A 19,145-nucleotide genomic window follows, 5' to 3' on the forward strand; every position below is an offset into this window, starting at 1 on the left:
AGTCTTTACTCCCCGGCAAATCTGGAAATGACAGCTATCAGTTGTTCCGGATCGAAGGGTTTGACAACCCATCCGCTGGCTCCTGCAGCTTTCCCTTCCATTTTCTTTGATTCCTGGGATTCGGTGGTGAGAAAGAGGATCGGTGTGAATTTGTGGTCCGCCAGTTTTCTCACCTCTTTTATCAGAGTTATTCCGTCCATATTGGGCATATTGACATCAAAGAGAAAGACGTCAATCTGCGGTGTCGAGGGAATTTTCTCCAGCGCTTTGACACCATCTTCCGCCAGGACAACCTGAAAGCCCGCTTTTGATAGTGTGTATTCGATGGATGCTCTGGCAGTAGGGGAGTCGTCAACGGCAAATATGGTTTTCATGATTTATCTCCTTTGATTGTATATCCTTTATTATCGATCATTCTGATCAGATCTTCCGTAAGTCCCTTCAGTTTGTACTCCTGATGGATGAGATAGAGCAGCAACTGCATTCCCGCGCCGTCGATTTTTTCCAGGCCGGAACAGTCCAGTTCAAGCGGGTCTTCCGTTTCCCTTACCTGTTTCCACAGAGAGGCGGCATTTCTGATTTTCAGCTCCCTATCAACTGTTAACGTATTCATGTCTCCTCCTAAAAAAGAGTGATATTGCTACCGGTAGATTTTTCTATATCAAGTTCCGAGTATTCGCCGGCAATTGTCGTCCGTTCTTCATCGACAGTCAGGTTTTGCAGGATTTCCTGTATGGTCGTATCTTTAAAGGTGCATTCGCTGATCTTAAGCGGACCGCCGTAAGGTTCCAGATTGCCGTTGATGTTGTCCAGCAGTTCGTCGCAAAGGGAAATTTTGCTGTCCATCACCTGATGGAGTTCCCTCAACCGCGAAAAGAGCACGGAATACTGCCTGATTTCTCCCGACAGGGCATCGGTGATCTTCATGACCGAGTTGAAATTCTCCGTAAAGAGCTGTTCGGTCGTTTCGATTATGTTCGATGACTGGTACAGATCTTCCTCCATCAGAGTATATTCTTCCTGCTGTTTATTAAAAATGGAATTGACCGTTTCCAGATTTTCGCTGATGCGGTCTCCCGATTCGTCCATATCGCCGATGATTCCTTCAAGATCGGAAAAAGCCGTATCGGAAAAAACATCGCTTCCCGAAAGATCGCTGGTAACATCGAGATTGTTTCTGGCCTGCTCTATCCTGGCCAGAAGCAGGAGATTGTTTATCGATTCGATAACGGGTATGAATTCCGATGTGACGCTCCTCTCCGAAAGGACCAGCTCATAAATGCCCCTGAACCGCGAAAGAATATCCTTTTTCCGCTGACGGCTGCTCTCCAGGTTGGCGATGATATCCCTGATTGTGTTTTTCGGAGCCTGAAAAATAATATGGATGACAGTGGCCTCGCTGTCTCTGCCGTTTTCGCTCTGAACCAGCGAGCTTATCATCTCCTTGTCCGAGTCCACGTCGCGGATCAGTTCATTGATTTTCCGGAATTCAATTTCAAGGCGGTCGAGCATGGAGAGAAGCTCGCTGTTTATCCTTTTCATCTGCTTTTCCGTTGTGTTCAGAAGAAAAATCAGAAGGGTGTTTATGTTTTTGTACTCATCCAGTTTACGAAAATCTTTCAGATCCTCTTCTCCGGAATTGAGAAGGGCAGCATGATCTTCTGTAATCCGGACAGTCTTTTCAAGTATTTCTGAGAGATGATCCATCTGCTGCTGAATAATATCCTGTGTCTGCAGCTGTATCATTATGTTATAGGTGGGCTTTTTGATGTTTTCGATTCTCGATAGCAGATCCCCCAGAATCATGGAGAAATTCTCCACGCTGTTGCCCGATACTTCCATAAGCTTCTGGGAATCGGTGGATACCGTATGAATGTGTTTGTGATTGAATTCTTCATATTCATCGATGTCCGTCAGAAAATGCCCGATGAGGTTGTTCATTTTTTTTCCGATTCCATTAATGACGGTCGTCCCCTTGGCTATTTCCTCGGAAAGCGAGATAAAGCGGCTCGATATGATCTGGTAGCCTTTTCCTCTTGTTCCTTCTCTCTGGGAGTAGACTATGGAGTTTATAGCGAAAACTTTCAGATCTTCGGATATGTTGTAGATATCCTCTATTCGCTTTACGGCGTTGTTGGAAATTTCTATGGTTTCCTTCAGATCGTCGAACACTTTGCTGTCGGCGTTTTGCGTTTCCTTCAGCTTGGCCAGTGCTTCGTTCAGCTGGGTGTGAAAAGCATCCAGCTCGTGTTTGATTCCATAGCTGCTCCTGTTTTTATCGGTAGAAAAAATAAAATTGAGCAGTTCCCTCGCTTCCAGTATGTTGTCATCGATCTGAGTCTCGATTCTGGGTAGGTTCCGGGATATATTCGTGAGAACCCGGGAGTATTCGCCGGTGTATTTATTGAGGTTTGAGATAAAATCCTGTAGTTTTCCTGTTTCCCTGATGCTGTTTTTCAGTGCTCTGCTCCAAAATCCCGTTTATTTTATCATGTCCATAATTTCTGAAAGGATTTTCTCATCGATGATTTCCTGGATATACCGCTCGGTCTGAGGGGACACTTTTTTGAATGACACAGCCATTCCTCTGGAGGCGGCCCCGTCGCCCTTATTGATTCTGACGATTGAACCTTCGGCCAGAAAGTCGAAATTCCTGAAATGAAAGAGGATGGAAATTCCGTCTCCCGCTTGCAGCCCTTCAAGTTTTTCGCTTCTGAGAAAGCAGCCGCCGGAAGAAATGGACGTGACCATAACGCGCTCCTTTTTTCTATCCGAAGGGGAAGATTCCCAGTACTCTCCATGAAGAGGCCATTGAATCCTGTTGGTGGAACGGACTTTCTTATCGGTCGCCCTCAAGTGGGATGCCGCTTCCTCCATGTTCGAGGCGATAAAAACGGTTCCCCCCTGAAGGAGCGGTTCAAAGACACCGAAATCCGCTTTGTAGAGAATGATTGTGATAATGGCATTGAGATATTGGATGTGCCGGATTATGGCTTTTACATCGACTATTGTCAGAGAAGAACAGTTGATTATGTAGGAATCCACATCGCTGTGCTCGATGTGGTACAGATAGGCCTCTTTCTGGTCCGCTGCGTTATATATTTCTCTGTCCTTGTGCAGGGTATCCGGTGCGGGATCGCTGTCTTTCCAGTTCAATACAATGGTTCGATTCATTATCATTATCCTCCACTTCTATAATTATGAAGAACGCCGGAGGGGTTTTGCAAATTCCCCGGGATTAAAAACTGATTTTATCGATTGTGATTATATCCCTCTTCTTTTTTTCCTGTATGGCGGTGACCTCATTCCCCTTTTTGTTGCGGATGATTTCACTGAGAAAATCATCGGCGATTTTAAGACCTCTTCCATGGGTGTACTCATGCTCCACATCTCGGTCCATGATCTCCTGAATATTGGTTACGGGATCGATTATATCCTCCCTCTTGAAGCCTTCTCCCCTGTCAGCCAGGGTAACCACGATCGAGCCGCAGTCGATGGCACCCCTGACCATGACTTGCAGGCTGCTGTCGGAGCGGTTTCCATGGACGAAAGCATTAATAGCCAGTTCCGTTATGGCAATGGCTGTTTTTTCCGTCTCATCGATTCCGAAATCATAATTGTGCATCAGCTTCTTCATTGCCGTCAGGTGTCTGTCCCATTCATCTATATGGTGAAAGGAAAAATTAAACCGTTTCGGCTGACGGTATTCCAGTTGTATGAGCGTCGTATCATCGTCCAGGGGATAGCTGCCGTTGAGCTTTTCCAGCTCCCGGATCAGGGAATAGAAGTAACGGGAGCTGTTGCCCCGGCTCTTTTCCAGAAGGCTTTCGAAAATGGCCCGGCTGTTTCTTCTTCCCCGGCTGTCTTTCATTTCCACAACGGCATCGGAATAGATCAGCAGCCGGTCCTCCGATAGAAGCTCCATTTCGTTCATCCCGTAAACAGGGTCGGCAAAATAGGATATGTGCATTCCCTGAACCGGATCGAGGCGGACCGCGCGGCCGTCGCGGATCAGATAAGGCAGTTCCCCGTTGGCGTTTGAATACCGGAGAATGCCTTTAGTCAGATCTATCAGCAGTACGGTCATGGTGGGAAACTGGTCCTCATCGGCCATATCCATGAAGGAACGGCTGATTGACTTGAGAAAAAGGTCTGTCCGCCCGGATCGGAAAAGCTGCTCGATATGATGATCTGTCACACTCGAGAGGAGAGAGGCATCCAGCGATGCCTTCAGGCCGTGATCCGTACAGTCTCCCATGACGATAATTAATTTATCCTCGGAAATTCCCCGCAGAATTTTAAAGAAATCTCCGCCCAGTTTTTCACAGGGCATAAAAAGCCCCTGTATGTTGAAATTTCTGATAACGGGAATGGAACGCTGAATATAGTTCTGCTGAAGAACAAGGGCTTTTCTGAGCATTTCTTTCTGAGCAGCCAGATCGCTGTTTATCTTCTTTTCATTCTCTTTCCGCAGGGTTATATCGGTGATGTTCCAGATAATGCCGATGGGATAGCCCTCTTTGTCATTGAAAGCTGATGCCCGAAGAAAAGCCGGCAGGATTTTTCCCCCTTTGGTTTTCAGGAAACTTTCCTGCAGAAACGATCCGCCGTTCAAAGTTGTTTTCAGGCAGGATGTATAATCTTCCGGACGGGAGAAAATTTTCTCTTCAGGAGTTATCATAAGGTCTCCGACGGAATAGCCCAGAAGGGATGTGAATGTTTGATTTATGAAGTAGAACATTCCGCTTGTCGTCGAGATGGCGACGCCGTCGCTCGAGGAGTTAACCGCCGCTTTAATAAGTAACAGCTGTTCATTGGATTCAACAAGCTGCCTTCGGGTAATTTCCGCATCTTCCGCCAGGCTTAATGCTATTCTCTTCTCTTCCCGTAAAGTCAGTTGCCCTGTGAAGCTTTGATCGGGCTTCCGGTCCAGGTCATACTTGGCGCTCTTTCCCGATTGGCTCAGCAGCTGATTGACTTCCTCCTTGATTTCCAGGATCCTCGCTTCCCTTCCGTTCATAAGGTTTACCGCTCTCTCCATATCCGAAAGAGCGGTTATCAGGTTTTCTTCCGAGTGATTATTCAGTATTACCTGGGAAGTGATAGAGGCCAGTGACTCCAGATAAGCGGTTTTTTCGCTGTCGAGATCTCCGGGAGAGCTCAGAACCAGGGCTCCGATGGCATTTCCGTCTGATCCTTTCAATTGAAAACCCGTCAGACTTGCCTCATCATCGGCTTTTAAAGGTCCCGCATTTTCCGATGCCATTACTTTTTCGATAAAAGAAAGGGAAATCGCTCCGAAGCTGTCTTCCCCGGTTTTCCCGGAAAAAGCTGCCCTGTGAAGAGACAGGGGCTTTTCCGGACTTGCCTCACTACCCAGAAAGTAGCCTTTTACCCATAACTCCGCCGTGTCAGTAGACGTGGCGAGGCGGACAGTTTTGCAAATCAGTTCAGATTTTTCCTGCAGGGGCGCCGGTTTCAGAAGCCGCATCTGCAGGCTGTTTCTCAGAAGGTTTCTTTTCTCTCTTTCTTTATCCTGGCTGATATCCAGGTGGATGCAGAGAAGGCGCGATGAACCCGAGCCGTCAATCCGGGTGACTTTCTCGCCTCTGGCTCTGATCCACATATAACGCCCCGATTTACGGCGGAACATAAAACTGCAGTTATAGGAGTCTGTTTTTCCGGAAACGAAAGCATCCAGTTCGCCGGCGGTGCCTTCCCGGTCGTCTTCATGAACCAGTGTGAGCCATGAATCAAAATCGGCGGGAAAGTCTCCATCTCCGTATCCTGCCATGCGGTAGAAATGTTCATCAAAATAGAGCTCTTTTGTTTCTCTGTTGTATTCCCATATTCCCTGACGGCCTATAGTCATGGCCCTGTCGAGTCTTTCCTGTTCCCTGTTGATCAGATCGCCGAAGCGTCTGATATCATCGAGTTCAAAAAAAGTTTCGACATAACAGGGAACTCCCCTAAGACTTGTGGGCCGGATGGTCTTTATTATGTCCAGAGCCGAACCGTCAGATCTGACCAGGGAGGAGACACTGGGGGATATTTCCGCGTTACCTTCAAAGGGACAAATCCCTTCATCCGCCGTACAGATAAAACCGAAACACCGGTTTCCCGTCATCTCATCGGGAGTCGAGTCCGCCATGAGAGCCGCGTCTTCGTTGACATATTGTATGAGATGGGTTTCTCTGTCGATTATCACAATGCCGATCTTTATATATTTAAGGAAATCAGCCTGTTCCGATTTTTTCATAGCTTCTTTCTATATTTTAAGAGTCACCATAGCTGATTGCAACATTGTATGGACAGCAACAGCGCTCAGCTATAGTCTATATTTATGGATTACAGGCTTTTTGTAGCGATAGACCTTCCGGACGCGGTGCGGGACGAGCTTTCTGTGCTTTGTCGTCATCTGGAAAGAGTGAGGTGGACTCCGCAGGATCAGTTTCATCTGACGCTCCGCTTTATCGGAAGGGGTGACGGAGCTCTCGTCCGGGATCTTTGTGAACAGCTGAGCTCTCTTGAACCGGATCCTTTTTCTCTTATCCTGGCCGGTACCGGTTATTTCCCTCCAAGGGGGATGCCGAACATACTCTGGGCCGGAGTTCAGCCATCGGATCAGCTGAAAAAGCTTTACCGCCGGGTTGATGAAGCCCTCTTTTATTGCGGCGTCAAGCGGGAGGGGAGAAAATTTGCTCCCCATATCACTCTCGGCCGGCTGACAGGAGAACCTCATGATGCTGTGGGCGAATGGCTGGCCGGTACTGCGTCTTTCCGGTCTTCAAGCTTTGATGTAAGATCATTCCACCTCTATACGAGCCGGCTCACTTCCAGGGGAGCATTGCACACCAAACTTGCCAGTTTTTAATGTATTAATTTTTCCTTTGACGTTATACTGATTTTCTACGTCAATATCAGATTAACGGGATACTGATCCCGGGGAGTTTATATGGATAAGTCTCAGGACGAAATGATAAGCGAAGAAATCGGAAATCTTCTTCGGGAAACTTTTGAGAAAGTGGACGGTTTTTACCTGGATAAAGGGACAAGCCTCTTCGAAACTCTTGATGATCTCTCTTCCGGAGAAGTCTCTGTCTGTCCATCCGGATCCGATTCCTCCATTGCCGGTCATGTCCGGCATATAAGTTTCTTTATGAATACCATTATCGGTTACAATACGGGCGAGATTGACGAACCGACAGACTGGAATCAGAGCTGGACCGTGGAGAAGGTTACGGAAGAGCAATGGGAGGAACTCAAAAAAGAAGTGAGGGAATCCTATGAAACCGTAAAGGCGAATGTCTACGGTATGACCTACTGGAAGAATGTCGACGACTTCGCGGGCATCCTCTGTGTTCTGGCCCATACGGCGTTCCACATGGGCGCCATCTGGAAGATGACTTCGCAGATACGCGCCTGGAAATAGACCTTTATGACCGGAAAGAGAGATTTTCAGTTCAGTAAATTCTGCGCTTACGGTTTTCTCAAGAATCTCCGCTTTTTTGAAGCTTTTCTCATTGTTTTCCTTATAGAGCGGGGCATTTCCTATACGAGCATAGGTGTTCTCTATGCTGTTCGGGAAATCAGCGCCAATCTTCTGGAAATCCCCTCGGGAATCGCCGCCGATGTTCTGGGGAGACGAAAAACGCTTGCCGGATCCTTTCTTCTCTACATGGCATCATTTCTCATCTTTTATCTCTTCAGGAATCCTCTTCTCTTTGCTGTAGCGTTCATTTTTTACGGAGCGGGAGAGGCTTTCCGATCGGGGACGCATAAGGGCATGATAGCCGATTACCTGAAAGGGCGGGGCGAACAGGCGCTGATGTCCGCTTATTACGGCCGGACGCGCTCCTGGTCCCAGCTGGGGCTGGCCCTTTCATCGCTCGCCGCCGGTTTTTTTGTATTTCTTTCCGGGGGATACGATTCGATCTTCCTTTTTTCCACTGTTCCCTACGCCATCAATTTCGTTCTGATTCTCTCCTATCCGGTGAATCTGGATAACCGCGAGGAAAACGCTTCGAAGGGGAAAAGGGAGAAGGTGAAGGAAGTTCTCAGCGAAACAATACATTCCATAACCGATAGAAAAGTCTTCAAACTGATAAATCTGACAGCCCTCCATACGGCCTATCTCAAAGCAGTAAAAGACTATATTCAGCCGGTCCTGGTCGCTCTGGTTCTCACTCTGCCCCTTTTCAAAGAGTACAATACGGACCAGCGTTCGGCACTGCTTATCGGGGTTGTCTATTTTGTCATTTACTTCCTGACATCCATAGCTTCCGCATCGGCGGGAAAAATAAACCCCGGTGCGAATCTGTTTATTCCCGTGGCCACTCTTCTGGGGGGGCTGGCGGCCGGTGCTGCAGGAGGACTTTTTCTCATGGCGGGATACCCGCTGCTGACGGTTTTTTTCTTCCTGATAATCCACCTGACCGAGAACTTGCGGAAGCCTCTTATGACCGGTTACCTCTCTGAGCAGGTCAACAGCTCTATACTCACATCAGTTCTCTCCGTTCAGTCTCAGGTTAAAACAGTCTTGACTGCGCTGATAGCTCTGATTTTCGGTTTCGCCGCAGACAGAAGAGGGGTCGGCGAAGCTCTGCTCTTTGTTTCGGCGGGACTTATTTTATTCTCAGTCCTTCCTCTGTTTCCCAAATTGAGGAAAAAGAGTATCGCGCCATGAGGCAACGGAGATCATCGGTTCCCTTACGACTTCCCCTGTTATTATTTTTTGCGGGTATTTTGTTTACCGAGGGAATCGCAGCTCAACAGATTGATTACCGCGGCGAGATGCGGAGCCTCGTAGAGGAGATAAGCCGATACGGAAAAGAGAGACACCCCGGCTTTGCCGTTATTCCCCAGAACGGCCAGGAGCTCCTCACATCCGATGGCACGGCGGCGGGGCAATTTGTCTCTTCCTATCTCGATGCCATCGACGGAGTGGGGCGGGAGGACCTCTATTACGGATACAGAGCGGATAACAGGAAGACACCGGAATATGATACGGAGTATATGCTCGGATATCTGACGGCTGCCCGGGACCGGGGGCTCTCTGTTCTGGCAGTCGACTACTGCCGCAGCAGAAGTAAAATGGATGATTCCATTGAAAAAAACAGAACCAATGGCTTTCTGGTCTTCGCGGCGGACCGCAGGGAACTTGATCGCATTCCCACCTATCCTTCACGGCCGGTTGACGTGAACAACCGTGAAATTAACGAACTGAAAGACGCGGCCAATTTCCTCTACATCATTAATCCCTCTGATTATTCTTCCCGCGAAGCTTTTATCTCCGATCTGGAGCGGAGCGAATATGATATGTTTATCATCGATCTGTTTGATGATGACGGAATCCCTCTGACAGCTGTTGAAATCGAAAGACTGAAGCGCAAACCTCAAGGCGGCCGCAGACTGGTTATATCCTATATGAGCATAGGTGAAGCGGAAGACTACCGTTATTACTGGGACTCTTCCTGGGAGAGAAATCCTCCTTCCTGGCTGGAGCGGGAAAATCCTCACTGGAAGGGGAATTATAAAGTCCGGTACTGGTATCCCTTATGGAAAGCTATGATTTTCGGCAATGAAAACGCCTATCTGGATCTTATTCTGGACAGAGGCTTCGATGGCGTCTATCTGGACATAATCGACGCCTTCTGGTATTTCGAGAACTGATCCTGCAGGCTCTTTCAAGCCGTCTCCTTAACCGTTCTGCTTTTCTGAGAAAGATCGATTCCCTTCATGGCCACTGTAGATACAAGCACGACCGAAGCGGCGAGGATCCAGCTGAAACTGAATCCTTTCATATCCAGAATCTTTCCCATGATAACCGGTCCGGCGAAAAAACCGGCGCCCATAATCAGCGGCAGGACAGAACTCATCCGTCCTCTGTGCGAAGAGGGGGTGTGGTTCATGATAAAAGGCATGGTGCTGATCGCTTCCAGAATCTCCCCGGCTGTGAATATGAGAACTGATAGGAAAAATGCTGTTCTCGTTTCAAATAACCCCAGAAGGCCGAAACCGATCGTGAAAAGGACGCCTCCGTAAAATATCCGTCTGATATTGCTTTTTTTAGCGGTCAGCGAGGTTATAAGGGGTGTTCCGAACACGACAATAAGGGCATTGGCCGTTCCAAGCATGCCGAACAGTTTGGCTCCGTCACCGGGAAAGGCCGCCTCGGCATGGAGAGGCATGAGGAAGGGCCATTGGGAATAGACAAATTTATATCCGAATGCCGCCAGGGCAAAGAGAAGAAGCATGGGACGGGATACGAGGATAGAGAAAATCGACCGGTGTGATTCGCCGGCATCTTCATCTACCTTATCTGCTGTCTCTTTATTGCTTTCCGGATGGGTTTCCCTGACGAAAAACGCAATAAGTCCGATACCGGCCAGAGCGGTCAGGATATCAATAAGAAACATGACTTTCAGATAGTCGCGGAAGAGAAAACCGGCCAGCATCTGGGCAAAGGCGAAACCGAGATTAAATCCCAGATAATTGAGGGAATAGGCACCTTCCCTCTGTTCCGGAGTTGTCAGGTCGGCTGTCATGGCATCGTGTGAGGGACCGGCGACGCCAAAAAACATGGAAGCCGCCATAAGAGCGTAAACCATGGACATGCCCGGTTCGAGAAACAGGCAGAAAGTATAGGAAGCGACAGATAAAAGCTCGAAAATAATCAGAACCGGTTTGCGGCCCCATGAATCGGCCAGTTTTCCGCCGATCAGGCTTGCCGGCGCATAGAGAAGTTGAGTGAGAGCAATATAACAACCTGTCTGAGCACCGGAAAGGCCTATCTTGCTGCTGAGAAGAAGCGTCATAAACGGGAATATAAGAGCTCCCATGGCATTTATTGTTTTGGAGAGAAATATGATGTAGATCTCCCGGGGCATACCCCGGTATGGAGTAAATAAGTTCAATATTCTGTTCATATGGGAACATTACTCTCAAAAAGGGCCTCTCACAAGTTAGAGAATGCTTGAAACTGTTCTTTCCCGTATAGAACTTGAGCAATTTGATGAGGAAAGGATTATAATTAATGGAAAGATTGTGTTCCATGGAGGATTATTATGAAACTGAGAGTCCAGTTTATTTTTATCAGTGGAGTCCCCCTTCTTGGAATTGCCGTTATATTCCTTATCGGTCTGCTGGCCTTTAACAGAATCAATTCCGGTATGGATGAAATGATTTCCCTTCAGAACGACCGGGCTACGATGCTCAATGCGGATCGTGATGCCTACCAGGTTTATGTGACGGAACTGGAAGCCCAGACTTCCCGAACTCTGGATGAGCTTCGGGAACTCGATAGTTCAAATAAAGAAAACCTACAGCAGACGAAAGAGAGAATTTTAGTTCCTGCGGAGAATTTCACTGTAGATATGTCGGAACAGCTGGATCGGTTTAAAAGAGAGAACGCTGTCTGGGAGGAACAGAGCCGGAAGGGCTTTGATCTGTCTCTCAAGCTTTTTAATGATGAACAGGCTATCCGGGCGGCTTCTCTCGCCGCTGAAGAAGCTTTTGGTGAAATGCGCGACAGGATTGACCGGATCGGGGAAATAATCGATAACAGTTTAAAAGTCAATCTCAGCGATTCCCGGAGAAGGAGTCTGGAAAGCGCTCTTTCTCTTGTCCTGAACGGCGATCGCGATGCCTATCAGGCTTATGTGGCCCAGCTGAAAGTCCCCGCCGTACAAACCCCCGAAGAGTTGAAAGCTCTCGATGACAGCAATCTTGAAAATATGGAACAAACCGAGGAACGGGTCAGTGAAGCGGCGAGAATTGCCGGAGGGCAGGCGCTTGTTATTGATAAAGAGTTCAGGGAGTATTTTGAGCTTTGGAAAAGTGAAATGCGAAAAGTCGTGGAGCTGCAGGAGAAAGTTTTTTCGGGAATAGGGGAAAGAAATAATTATCTGACAGATAATGCTGTACGTTTTGATGAAATGCGCGACGCCATTGATCAGCTCGGGCAGATGCAGGATGTCCGATCGGAAAATCTCTCGACTCAGATGAGCCGGGAAATAGCTGTAACCAGAGTTCAGTATCTGATCATATTCATAATATCAGTGGCTATCGCCCTTGTTTCCTCGATTCTCATATCGTCCTCTCTTCTCAAAGCCATTTCCATGAATATTCATCTGGCTGAGGAAATCAGCCGTGGAAACCTGACTCTCTCCCTTCCCGCAACGAGAAAAGATGAGATGGGTGATTTAAATCACACTCTTGAAGTCATGAGATTGAAGCTGAAGGAAATCATAACAATTGTCAAAGATTCGTCCGTCTACGTGTCAAATGGCAGTCAGCAGTTATCCGACAGCGCTCAGGGCTTGTCGGCCGGGGCATCGGAACAGGCTTCTTCCACCGAAGAGGTTTCATCATCGATGGAACAGATGGGATCCAGTATCGATCAGAACAGCAGCATTGCCGGAGAAACAAGCGATATTTCCAGAAGCGTATCATCCAGGGCTGCTGAGAGCGGGGAAGCGGTTTTGCAAACGGTATCGGCCATGAAGGAAATCTCTGAAAAGATCGGGATCGTCAGCGAAATGGCTAATCAGACCAACCTGCTGGCACTCAATGCGGCAATAGAAGCAGCCAGGGCCGGTGAAGCCGGAAAAGGATTTGCCGTCGTGGCTTCGGAAGTTCGGAAGCTGGCGGAAAACAGCGGTAATTCGGCATCGGTTATAACCAATCTGGCAGAGAATTCACTGGGCATAGCTCAAAAAGCCGGCCAGATGATCCAGACTCTGGTTGAGGATATACAAAAAACCTCCCAGCTTATTCAGGAAATTAGCGCTTCGGGGATGGAACAGAGCCAGGGTATGATCCAGGTAAACGCAGCCATATCTCAACTTGACAAAGTTACCCAGGGCAATGCCGCAGCGGCTGAGGAAATAGCATCTACAGCTGAAGAGCTGGCCTCCCAGGCAGAACTGCTGAGCAAAGAGATAAGTTTCTTTGAAGTTTAATCGTCGTAGCGATCGAGGAAGGAGTAGTGCTCTTTCCCGTTCCGCCACCCTACAACGGCATCGAGATAGATGTTCTGGGCGGACATATAGATACTCTTTTCAACATCTTTGAAGCTTGCTCCGAGTGTTTTGATCAGTTCCTTCACTTCCCGGCGTTTGCTCGAAGTCTTTTTAGCCGCGACAGCGCATCCGCAGTCCATGGGAGACAGACCGCTTTCGCTGGCAAAGAGCTTGATATCATCCTCCCTGATTTCGCAGAGCGGCCGGATCAGTTCCATATTGTCGAAGTTTTTCGCCTTCAGCTTGGGCATCATGGTCTGGTATTTCCCCGAACAGAGAATATTCATCATTATGGTCTCTATCACATCATCGAAATGATGACCCAGAGCCACTTTGTTGCATCCCAGGCTTTCCGCGTAGGCATAGAGGGCTCCGCGCCTCATGCGGGCGCAGAGATAGCAGGGGTAATCGTTGGCAATTTCATCAACGACGTCGAACAGCTGCTTGTCGAATATTTTTACGGGAATCCCCAGGTAATCGCAGTGGTCTTCCAGTAGCTTCCGGTTTGAGGGATGAAATCCGGGATCCATGGAGATAAACTCCAGTTCGAAACTGTGGTCCGAGTGCTTCTTCAGTTCCTGAAACAGTTTGGCCAGGAGCAGACTGTCCTTTCCGCCGGAAATCGCCACGGCGACCTTATCGCCGGGATTCACCATTTTAAACTGCTTGAGGGCTTTGGTGAATTTCGACCATATGGGTTTCCTGTATATGGTTATGATATTTTTCTCTATCTGTTCGAGGGGCAGTCTGTCTCCAACCGGAGTTATGACAGAGCAGTCGCTTCCCGCTATTCCCGACATGATCTTCTCCTCTCAACCGCTTATCCGGAAGTTCACCATTCTGATGGATTAACGGTTGAATTTCAAGACGTTCAGATACCTGTTCCGTCAAGAAAAACGCAATCGGGACACTGCTCCTCTTTCACCAGCCCCAGTTTCATCAAAAGCCCGAAAATCCGGCACCCCGCGCAGAAACGGAACACCGCTTCGAGAAAAGAGAAGAGGGCGAGCATTCCCAGAAGGAATAGCGCCGGTCCGGAAGCCTGGTTAAGCAGAAAGACTACCGAAGCGGCAGATAAGCTGAGTCCGATCATAGCGGCAAATCTTTTGGGTTTGAACACAATCTGTTTTCTTTTGAAACGGGCCAGGGGGGCGATGATTTTGCCCGAAATATAGGCTAAGGGGCTGAACCGCGGTATGAGAAATACCCTGATGGCAAAATCTCCCGCAAGGAGAAATGCGGGAATCAGACTTCCTGTAAACAATGTCAGAAGACTGAGGAACAGCACCTGCAGGGCTATCCCTCTGACGACGGCTTCATTGACTCTATATGGTCTATTCAATGTTTTCATGAGAATAAAATAATAATGTCTACTAAAAAGGTCAACTAAGTAGATAATGAAATTTATATGATGTTTTCCAGTTTATACAAAAAAATCGTAACAGCCAGAAGATCGGCACAACCGCCCGGGCTGATATTGCGCTCTGCGAAGTCCCGGTCCATCCGGTGAAGAATTTCCCTACCCTTAAGGTTCCCGGATCCTCCCGCCTCAAGAGCTTCTCCGGCTTGCTCTTTCACCCTCTTAAGGGATTCGGTTCCTCCCCGGTGAAGCACGTTGCTGTCTTCGACTTCTGTCATTAAAAGAAGCAGAATATCGACCAGACGGTTGTTCCACTCTCCGGCAGATCGGCGTAAAGCCGGTAAAGCCGACCCGGTCACAGAGGGGAATCCCGCTTCCGCTTCCCCCCGTATTCCTGTCGTTCCCGAATCCTGGAAGAGCTTTTCACCGTGGGTCTGTTTCCGGTTTGAAACGGCCAGCTCTCTCTCCACAATGCCCCGGCACATTTGCGATGCAATTCCGCAGAGATCATCTCCTGTGATGTTTTTACCCGGAGTCTCGTTTTTCAGAAGATATCCCGCCGAAGCGCAGAGGATACCCAGCGAGAAGATTAGTCCTTTGTGAGTGTTGATGCCGGAGGTCGCCTCGAACATGGCCTTTTCCGCTTCGATTCCTATGGGCCGGATCTGCCGCAGAAGGTTCAACAGATCAGAACCGGTGAAATGAAAGCCTGTTTCTGTCATAGAGGAAAAATAGGGGTGAAGAACCGCGGCGCTGCTGCAGAAGGTAAAAAGATCCATATCCTTATGAGCGCCGTTGTTATAGCGGTCGACCAGTCCCGGTTTGGGACCGGCCGCCGCCTCATGGAGCATGGCTTCCACGGCCAGAGAAGCGATCCGCTCCTCCGGCCTGTTAAAAGTCACGATTTGACCTGGTGAACAACGTCGATAATGGTGCCGTCGCGGTATTCCACCAGAGCGACGACTTTTTCTTCGAACTCGATTTTTTCCGGGGTTCCCGCCACTCTCTGGGCTTTGTCTCTGAGCTCCTCTATTGTGTAGAGGGGGAGGGTGGTTTCCCGAAGCCTCTTCAGAACATCCTGTCTTCTGGGGTTTACGGCTATTCCCCGGTCCGTAACCAGCACGTCGACGGTCTCGCCCGGCGTTATTATGGTCTGGACGTTGTCCACGACCGTAGCTGTCCGGCCGCGGATCAGAGGGGCCACTATAATGGAAAGGCCCGAACCGACGGCCGTATCGGAATGGCCTCCCGAGGCGCCGCGCAAAACTCCGTCCGATCCGGTCAGGACATTGACATTAAAGTTCACATCGATTTCCAGAGCGCTGAGTATAACCACATTCAGTTTGTTAACGGCGCACCCCTTATTCAGAGGATTGGCGTAATAGGACGCGGAAATTTCCGTGTGGTAGCGGTTGTTGGCAATGGATTTAACGGCGTCGAGGTCAAAGCTCTGGGTATCGAGAAGCTTGGTGATCAGCCCTTCTTCATGAAGCTTGACCATCTGGCTGGTAATGCCTCCCAGACCCCAGCTCGCTTTCACATTTCTCTCGATCATGTAGTCGCGAAGATACTTGGTCGTCGCCAGCGAGGCGCCGCCCGAACCTGTCTGAATAGAGAAACCGTCCTCAAAATAGCCCGATGAAACAATCACGTCGGCGGCGTTGCGGGCAATGAGCAGATCTCTCGGGTTCTTTGTCATTCTCGTTGCTCCGGTGCTGATTCCGTTGGGATCCCCAACCGAATCGACTTTGACGATATAGTCCACCTGATCCTGGTGGATACTGAAAGGCGTATTGGGATATTCCACGAGAAAATCGGTTATGAGGACCACTTTTTTCGCCCATTCGGCATCGACCTTGGCATAACCGAGGGAGCCGCAGGCTGATTTGCCCGTGTATCCGTTCGAATTGCCGTAGACATCGGAGGAGGGAACGCCGAGGAAGGCCACATCGATACTGATTTTCCGCGTTTCGATGGCGCGGGCCCGTCCGCCGTGGCTGTGGATGAGCACCGGATTTTCCATGCCTCCGTTGGAGATAAACTCTCCCAGCTCTCCTCTCAGGCCGCTCGTATAGATCTGGGTCACCACGCCGTTTTTGATATGCCCGACGAGGGGCGAGTGGGCATCGGTCAGGGAACTGGAAGCCAGTGTCAGATTTTTGATTCCCAGATTGGCAATGACATCCAGTACCATATTGAGAATATAGTCTCCATTGCGGAAGTGATGATGGAACGATATGGTCATACCGTCTTTCAATTCTGTTTTCAGAACCGCCTGTTCCACTGTTTCAACCAGTTTGTTCAGCTTGGGAACATTGCGGATCCCTTTTTCCTTCCTGACCAGAGGGGTGTTTTCGAAAGCCCCTTCGAACGGTTTTATGACATCAAATCCCGGCAGGGATTGGGGTATTTCTCTTTTTACTGCATTTAAAGGCATCAGATTTCATCCTCACTTATCAGAATTCCCGAAGCTTTGGCCATGGCCAGTACTCTCTGCGCTCTGTCGACAATGGGTTTGTCAACCATCTTTCCATCGAGGGAAATGACACCCGAGCCCTTTTCTTCCGCTTCGGCAATGGCTGCGATAACCCGGACGGCAAAATCAATCTCTTTCTGTTCGGGAGTGTAGATCCGATGTACAGGAGCAATCTGACGGGGGGATATGACCGATTTACCGTCAAATCCGAGTTGTTTAATCAACTTGACCTCTTCAATAAATCCCTCTTCGTTGTTGATATCGGAATAAACCGTATCGAGGGCATATATCCCGGCTGCTCTGGCCGCTGTAACAATGGCACTTCTGGCATAGAGTATCTCTGTTCCTTCGGGGGAACGCTTAGTTTTCATATTGGTTACGTAGTCTTCCGCCCCGAGGGCAATACCCACAAGCCGCCGGCTCGCAGTGGCAATCTGATAAGCGTTGATAACTCCCAGCGGTCCCTCTATGGCGGCCATCATTTTTATGGTGCCCGGTTCGACGCCGGCTGCTTTCTCTTCCCGCTCGATCAGTTTTTCCACTTCCAGAATATCATCGGCGGTTTCCGCTTTGGGTATCCGGATTATGTCCGGTCTGGCTCTGACCATCGCTTTGATATCATCTTCGCCGAACGGCGTATCGAGTCCGTTAATTCTGACGACTGTTTCTATCCCTTCGTAGTCCAGCGTTTTCAAGGCGTTGAAAATGAGAAGCCTGGCTGAATCCTTCTCGGTAAGGGATACCGAGTCCTCGAGATCGAACATTACTGAATCGGACCGGTAGATATGGGCGTCTTTGACCATTCCCGCATTATTACCGGGAACATAGAGCATGGTTCTGCGAAGCTTTTCCATCTATTTATCCTCCCAGCGGACATGCTGTATTCCCGCAGCGCGGTAGGCTGCCGATTCCAGCCGCGCCTTAATCGTACAGTCCAGCGCTCCCTTGTCGTTAACTTCGACCAGAGCGTCTTTCACATCCAGTTCGTCCATTTTTTCACTGATGACACGGCGGATCTGTTTGCCGAACTGTTTTTCCACGATGCTTTTCAGATCGATTTCAATGCCGCCTTCTGTATTTTCCGAAACGGTTATCATGACATCGCTGGATTCCAACGTACCGGCGATTCCTCTTTTCACAATTCTCATTTATGTAATCCTTTAATCCTTTTTATCACAGCTTGGGCTTCCGGGCTTTTCAGATATTGAAGAGTTGTCTGCGGGACGATTTCCGATATGGCATCAAAGTCATCTTCGGCTATAAGCTTCCGGACCCTGGAGGCGCTGATAACATCGTCATCCTGCTCTTTCCTTTTTACAACGATGAGCTCAATACCTGCAGGAGGCAGAATCTCCGCCATCAGTTCGTTGTAGTGGCTTGTTACGGGGCAGAGAGGTTCTTCTCCCACATAGCGGCGGTTGATCCCGAGAGCCGGGGCGATTCTGTCGCAAAAAAGCGCCAGATCCATTCTGCCGTGGGCATCGATAATTCTCTTCGAGTCCTTAAGGAAATAGGAGGGGAATGTCGCGGCTGAAATGATGTACTGCCCCGAATGATGGACTGTCACATTATCCAGATGAGAAGTCCCCTTCCGTACCAGATCGATTCTCACATCGGCCGGGAAAAGCGACCGGTTTTCATCGAGAAGAAAAATATGGACATGATCGTTTTCCGAAGCGGCTTTTTCAATCAGAAAGAGATGCCCCTTGGTAAAGGGGTTGCAATTCATGACGATGGAGGCAATTCTGTCTCCCGACACTTTTTTTTCCGAAAGATGATCCAGATATTTTTCCAGGCCGTTTTTCATATTTTCCATGAGAACGGCTTCGCCGTCGACCTTCGCTATCTGATGAAAGCCCAGATCGGAAAAAACCGGTTCGTTTTCCGGTTTGGTAAAGAGAAAAAGACTATCGATATTTTCGTGGTGGGCTTTCAGAAGCAGATAGGTGACTATTTTTCCGATATAACCTTCACCTTCATAATTTCTGTCGACAGCTATGCATTTAAGGACGGGGCCGGACATGGCTCCGGAAGCGATAATCCTATCATTTTCTTCCAGAACGATGGCATAGTCGATATCTTCATCCATCTCAAGGTCCCGGCTGTTCAGAAACTCAGTAAATGTTCCTACATCTTTTTTGCTTTTTAGAGAAATGCTTCTTAAATCCAGAATTCTCTCCTCAGCTTTAATATAAATGGAAGTATAAATCATAATTCGTAGATTTCAATTAAAAAAAGTACCGAAATCGTTTTCCGATTCTAAAATAAATCAGAGAGTGCCCTATGG

General features: G+C 48.6%; 18 protein-coding genes. 5 read left to right on the forward strand and 13 right to left on the reverse strand.

The window, feature by feature from the left end:
- Positions 1–5: 5 nt before the first annotated feature.
- The 5 genes from HNR50_RS09175 to HNR50_RS09195 form a co-directional block, all read right to left on the reverse strand.
- On the reverse strand, positions 6–374 hold the full coding sequence (locus HNR50_RS09175) for a response regulator (protein ID WP_184746094.1): 369 nt from the start codon (positions 372–374) through the stop codon (positions 6–8).
- Positions 371–613, reverse strand: a complete 243-nt coding sequence (locus HNR50_RS09180) for an STAS domain-containing protein (RefSeq protein WP_184746096.1) — start codon at positions 611–613, stop codon at positions 371–373. The genes HNR50_RS09175 and HNR50_RS09180 overlap by 4 nt, the downstream gene beginning before the upstream one ends.
- Before the next feature lie 8 nt (positions 614–621).
- Entirely contained in the window at positions 622–2,172 is a 1,551-nt protein-coding gene (locus HNR50_RS09185; protein WP_184746097.1) for a hypothetical protein, read from the reverse strand.
- A 309-nt stretch (positions 2,173–2,481) separates the two neighbouring features.
- Positions 2,482–3,174, reverse strand: coding sequence for a PilZ domain-containing protein (locus tag HNR50_RS09190; protein ID WP_184746099.1), 693 nt, complete (start codon positions 3,172–3,174; stop codon positions 2,482–2,484).
- Positions 3,175–3,238: 64 nt separating this feature from the next.
- The gene (locus tag HNR50_RS09195; protein ID WP_184746101.1) at positions 3,239–6,259 is read right to left on the reverse strand and encodes a SpoIIE family protein phosphatase; all 3,021 of its coding nucleotides are present in this window, start codon (positions 6,257–6,259) and stop codon (positions 3,239–3,241) included.
- 84 nt (positions 6,260–6,343) lie between these two features.
- Here HNR50_RS09195 and thpR point away from each other — a divergent pair, with 84 nt between their 5' ends.
- From thpR to HNR50_RS09215, 4 genes are all read left to right on the forward strand, one after another.
- Positions 6,344–6,874 (forward strand): RNA 2',3'-cyclic phosphodiesterase, encoded by a 531-nt coding sequence (gene thpR / locus HNR50_RS09200; protein WP_184746103.1) that lies wholly within the window; start codon positions 6,344–6,346, stop codon positions 6,872–6,874.
- A gap of 81 nt (positions 6,875–6,955) precedes the next feature.
- Positions 6,956–7,432 carry a hypothetical protein gene (locus HNR50_RS09205; protein ID WP_184746105.1) on the forward strand — a complete coding sequence of 159 codons (477 nt, stop codon included), beginning with the start codon at positions 6,956–6,958 and terminating at the stop codon, positions 7,430–7,432.
- Positions 7,433–7,438: 6 nt separating this feature from the next.
- Positions 7,439–8,686: an MFS transporter gene (locus HNR50_RS09210; RefSeq protein ID WP_184746107.1), complete on the forward strand. Its 1,248-nt coding sequence runs from the start codon at positions 7,439–7,441 to the stop codon at positions 8,684–8,686.
- Positions 8,683–9,672, forward strand: coding sequence for an endo alpha-1,4 polygalactosaminidase (locus tag HNR50_RS09215; RefSeq protein WP_184746109.1), 990 nt, complete (start codon positions 8,683–8,685; stop codon positions 9,670–9,672). The genes HNR50_RS09210 and HNR50_RS09215 overlap by 4 nt, the downstream gene beginning before the upstream one ends.
- 14 nt (positions 9,673–9,686) lie before the next feature.
- Here the strand turns inward: HNR50_RS09215 and HNR50_RS09220 are convergent, their stop codons facing one another.
- Positions 9,687–10,928: an MFS transporter gene (locus tag HNR50_RS09220; protein ID WP_184746111.1), complete on the reverse strand. Its 1,242-nt coding sequence runs from the start codon at positions 10,926–10,928 to the stop codon at positions 9,687–9,689.
- 138 nt (positions 10,929–11,066) lie between these two features.
- Here HNR50_RS09220 and HNR50_RS09225 point away from each other — a divergent pair, with 138 nt between their 5' ends.
- Positions 11,067–12,962, forward strand: a complete 1,896-nt coding sequence (locus HNR50_RS09225; protein ID WP_184746113.1) for a HAMP domain-containing methyl-accepting chemotaxis protein — start codon at positions 11,067–11,069, stop codon at positions 12,960–12,962.
- Here the strand turns inward: HNR50_RS09225 and HNR50_RS09230 are convergent.
- The 7 genes from HNR50_RS09230 to citC all read right to left on the reverse strand — a co-directional run bounded on the left by HNR50_RS09230 (position 12,959) and on the right by citC (position 19,070).
- A complete protein-coding gene (locus HNR50_RS09230; protein ID WP_184746115.1) occupies positions 12,959–13,822 on the reverse strand; it encodes a tRNA 2-thiocytidine biosynthesis TtcA family protein in 864 nt (287 codons plus the stop codon). The two genes, HNR50_RS09225 and HNR50_RS09230, sit on opposite strands and share 4 nt — an antisense overlap.
- Before the next feature lie 71 nt (positions 13,823–13,893).
- Complete coding sequence (locus HNR50_RS09235) at positions 13,894–14,373, reverse strand: DUF4395 domain-containing protein (RefSeq protein ID WP_184746118.1); 480 nt, start codon at positions 14,371–14,373, stop codon at positions 13,894–13,896.
- 53 nt (positions 14,374–14,426) lie between these two features.
- The gene (citG, locus tag HNR50_RS09240; protein WP_221439840.1) at positions 14,427–15,284 is read right to left on the reverse strand and encodes a triphosphoribosyl-dephospho-CoA synthase CitG; all 858 of its coding nucleotides are present in this window, start codon (positions 15,282–15,284) and stop codon (positions 14,427–14,429) included.
- Positions 15,281–16,819, reverse strand: coding sequence for a citrate lyase subunit alpha (gene citF / locus HNR50_RS09245; protein ID WP_184746119.1), 1,539 nt, complete (start codon positions 16,817–16,819; stop codon positions 15,281–15,283). The genes citG and citF overlap by 4 nt, the downstream gene beginning before the upstream one ends.
- Positions 16,819–17,712 (reverse strand): citrate (pro-3S)-lyase subunit beta, encoded by an 894-nt coding sequence (gene citE, locus HNR50_RS09250; protein ID WP_184746121.1) that lies wholly within the window; start codon positions 17,710–17,712, stop codon positions 16,819–16,821. The genes citF and citE overlap by 1 nt, the downstream gene beginning before the upstream one ends.
- The gene (citD, locus tag HNR50_RS09255) at positions 17,713–18,006 is read right to left on the reverse strand and encodes a citrate lyase acyl carrier protein (RefSeq protein WP_184746123.1); all 294 of its coding nucleotides are present in this window, start codon (positions 18,004–18,006) and stop codon (positions 17,713–17,715) included.
- Positions 18,003–19,070: a [citrate (pro-3S)-lyase] ligase gene (citC, locus tag HNR50_RS09260; protein ID WP_184746125.1), complete on the reverse strand. Its 1,068-nt coding sequence runs from the start codon at positions 19,068–19,070 to the stop codon at positions 18,003–18,005. The genes citD and citC overlap by 4 nt, the downstream gene beginning before the upstream one ends.
- Positions 19,071–19,145: the final 75 nt, after the last annotated feature.

The organism is Spirochaeta isovalerica (assembly GCF_014207565.1).
In the GTDB taxonomy this organism is placed as follows: domain Bacteria; phylum Spirochaetota; class Spirochaetia; order DSM-2461; family DSM-2461; genus Spirochaeta_F; species Spirochaeta_F isovalerica.

Excerpts from the sequence above, each read along its gene's own strand:
- HNR50_RS09190 (WP_184746099.1), bottom strand. The coding sequence starts at position 3,174 with ATGAATCGAACCATTGTATTGAACTGGAAAGACAGCGATCCCGCACCG.
- HNR50_RS09230 (WP_184746115.1), bottom strand. The coding sequence starts at position 13,822 with ATGTCGGGAATAGCGGGAAGCGACTGCTCTGTCATAACTCCGGTTGGA.
- HNR50_RS09205 (WP_184746105.1), top strand. The coding sequence starts at position 6,956 with ATGGATAAGTCTCAGGACGAAATGATAAGCGAAGAAATCGGAAATCTT.
- HNR50_RS09180 (WP_184746096.1), bottom strand. The coding sequence starts at position 613 with ATGAATACGTTAACAGTTGATAGGGAGCTGAAAATCAGAAATGCCGCC.
- HNR50_RS09235 (WP_184746118.1), bottom strand. The coding sequence starts at position 14,373 with ATGAAAACATTGAATAGACCATATAGAGTCAATGAAGCCGTCGTCAGA.
- citF (WP_184746119.1), bottom strand. The coding sequence starts at position 16,819 with ATGCCTTTAAATGCAGTAAAAAGAGAAATACCCCAATCCCTGCCGGGA.
- HNR50_RS09220 (WP_184746111.1), bottom strand. The coding sequence starts at position 10,928 with ATGAACAGAATATTGAACTTATTTACTCCATACCGGGGTATGCCCCGG.
- HNR50_RS09210 (WP_184746107.1), top strand. The coding sequence starts at position 7,439 with ATGACCGGAAAGAGAGATTTTCAGTTCAGTAAATTCTGCGCTTACGGT.
- HNR50_RS09215 (WP_184746109.1), top strand. The coding sequence starts at position 8,683 with ATGAGGCAACGGAGATCATCGGTTCCCTTACGACTTCCCCTGTTATTA.
- thpR (WP_184746103.1), top strand. The coding sequence starts at position 6,344 with ATGGATTACAGGCTTTTTGTAGCGATAGACCTTCCGGACGCGGTGCGG.
- citE (WP_184746121.1), bottom strand. The coding sequence starts at position 17,712 with ATGGAAAAGCTTCGCAGAACCATGCTCTATGTTCCCGGTAATAATGCG.
- HNR50_RS09195 (WP_184746101.1), bottom strand. The coding sequence starts at position 6,259 with ATGAAAAAATCGGAACAGGCTGATTTCCTTAAATATATAAAGATCGGC.
- citD (WP_184746123.1), bottom strand. The coding sequence starts at position 18,006 with ATGAGAATTGTGAAAAGAGGAATCGCCGGTACGTTGGAATCCAGCGAT.
- citC (WP_184746125.1), bottom strand. The coding sequence starts at position 19,070 with ATGATTTATACTTCCATTTATATTAAAGCTGAGGAGAGAATTCTGGAT.
- HNR50_RS09225 (WP_184746113.1), top strand. The coding sequence starts at position 11,067 with ATGAAACTGAGAGTCCAGTTTATTTTTATCAGTGGAGTCCCCCTTCTT.
- HNR50_RS09175 (WP_184746094.1), bottom strand. The coding sequence starts at position 374 with ATGAAAACCATATTTGCCGTTGACGACTCCCCTACTGCCAGAGCATCC.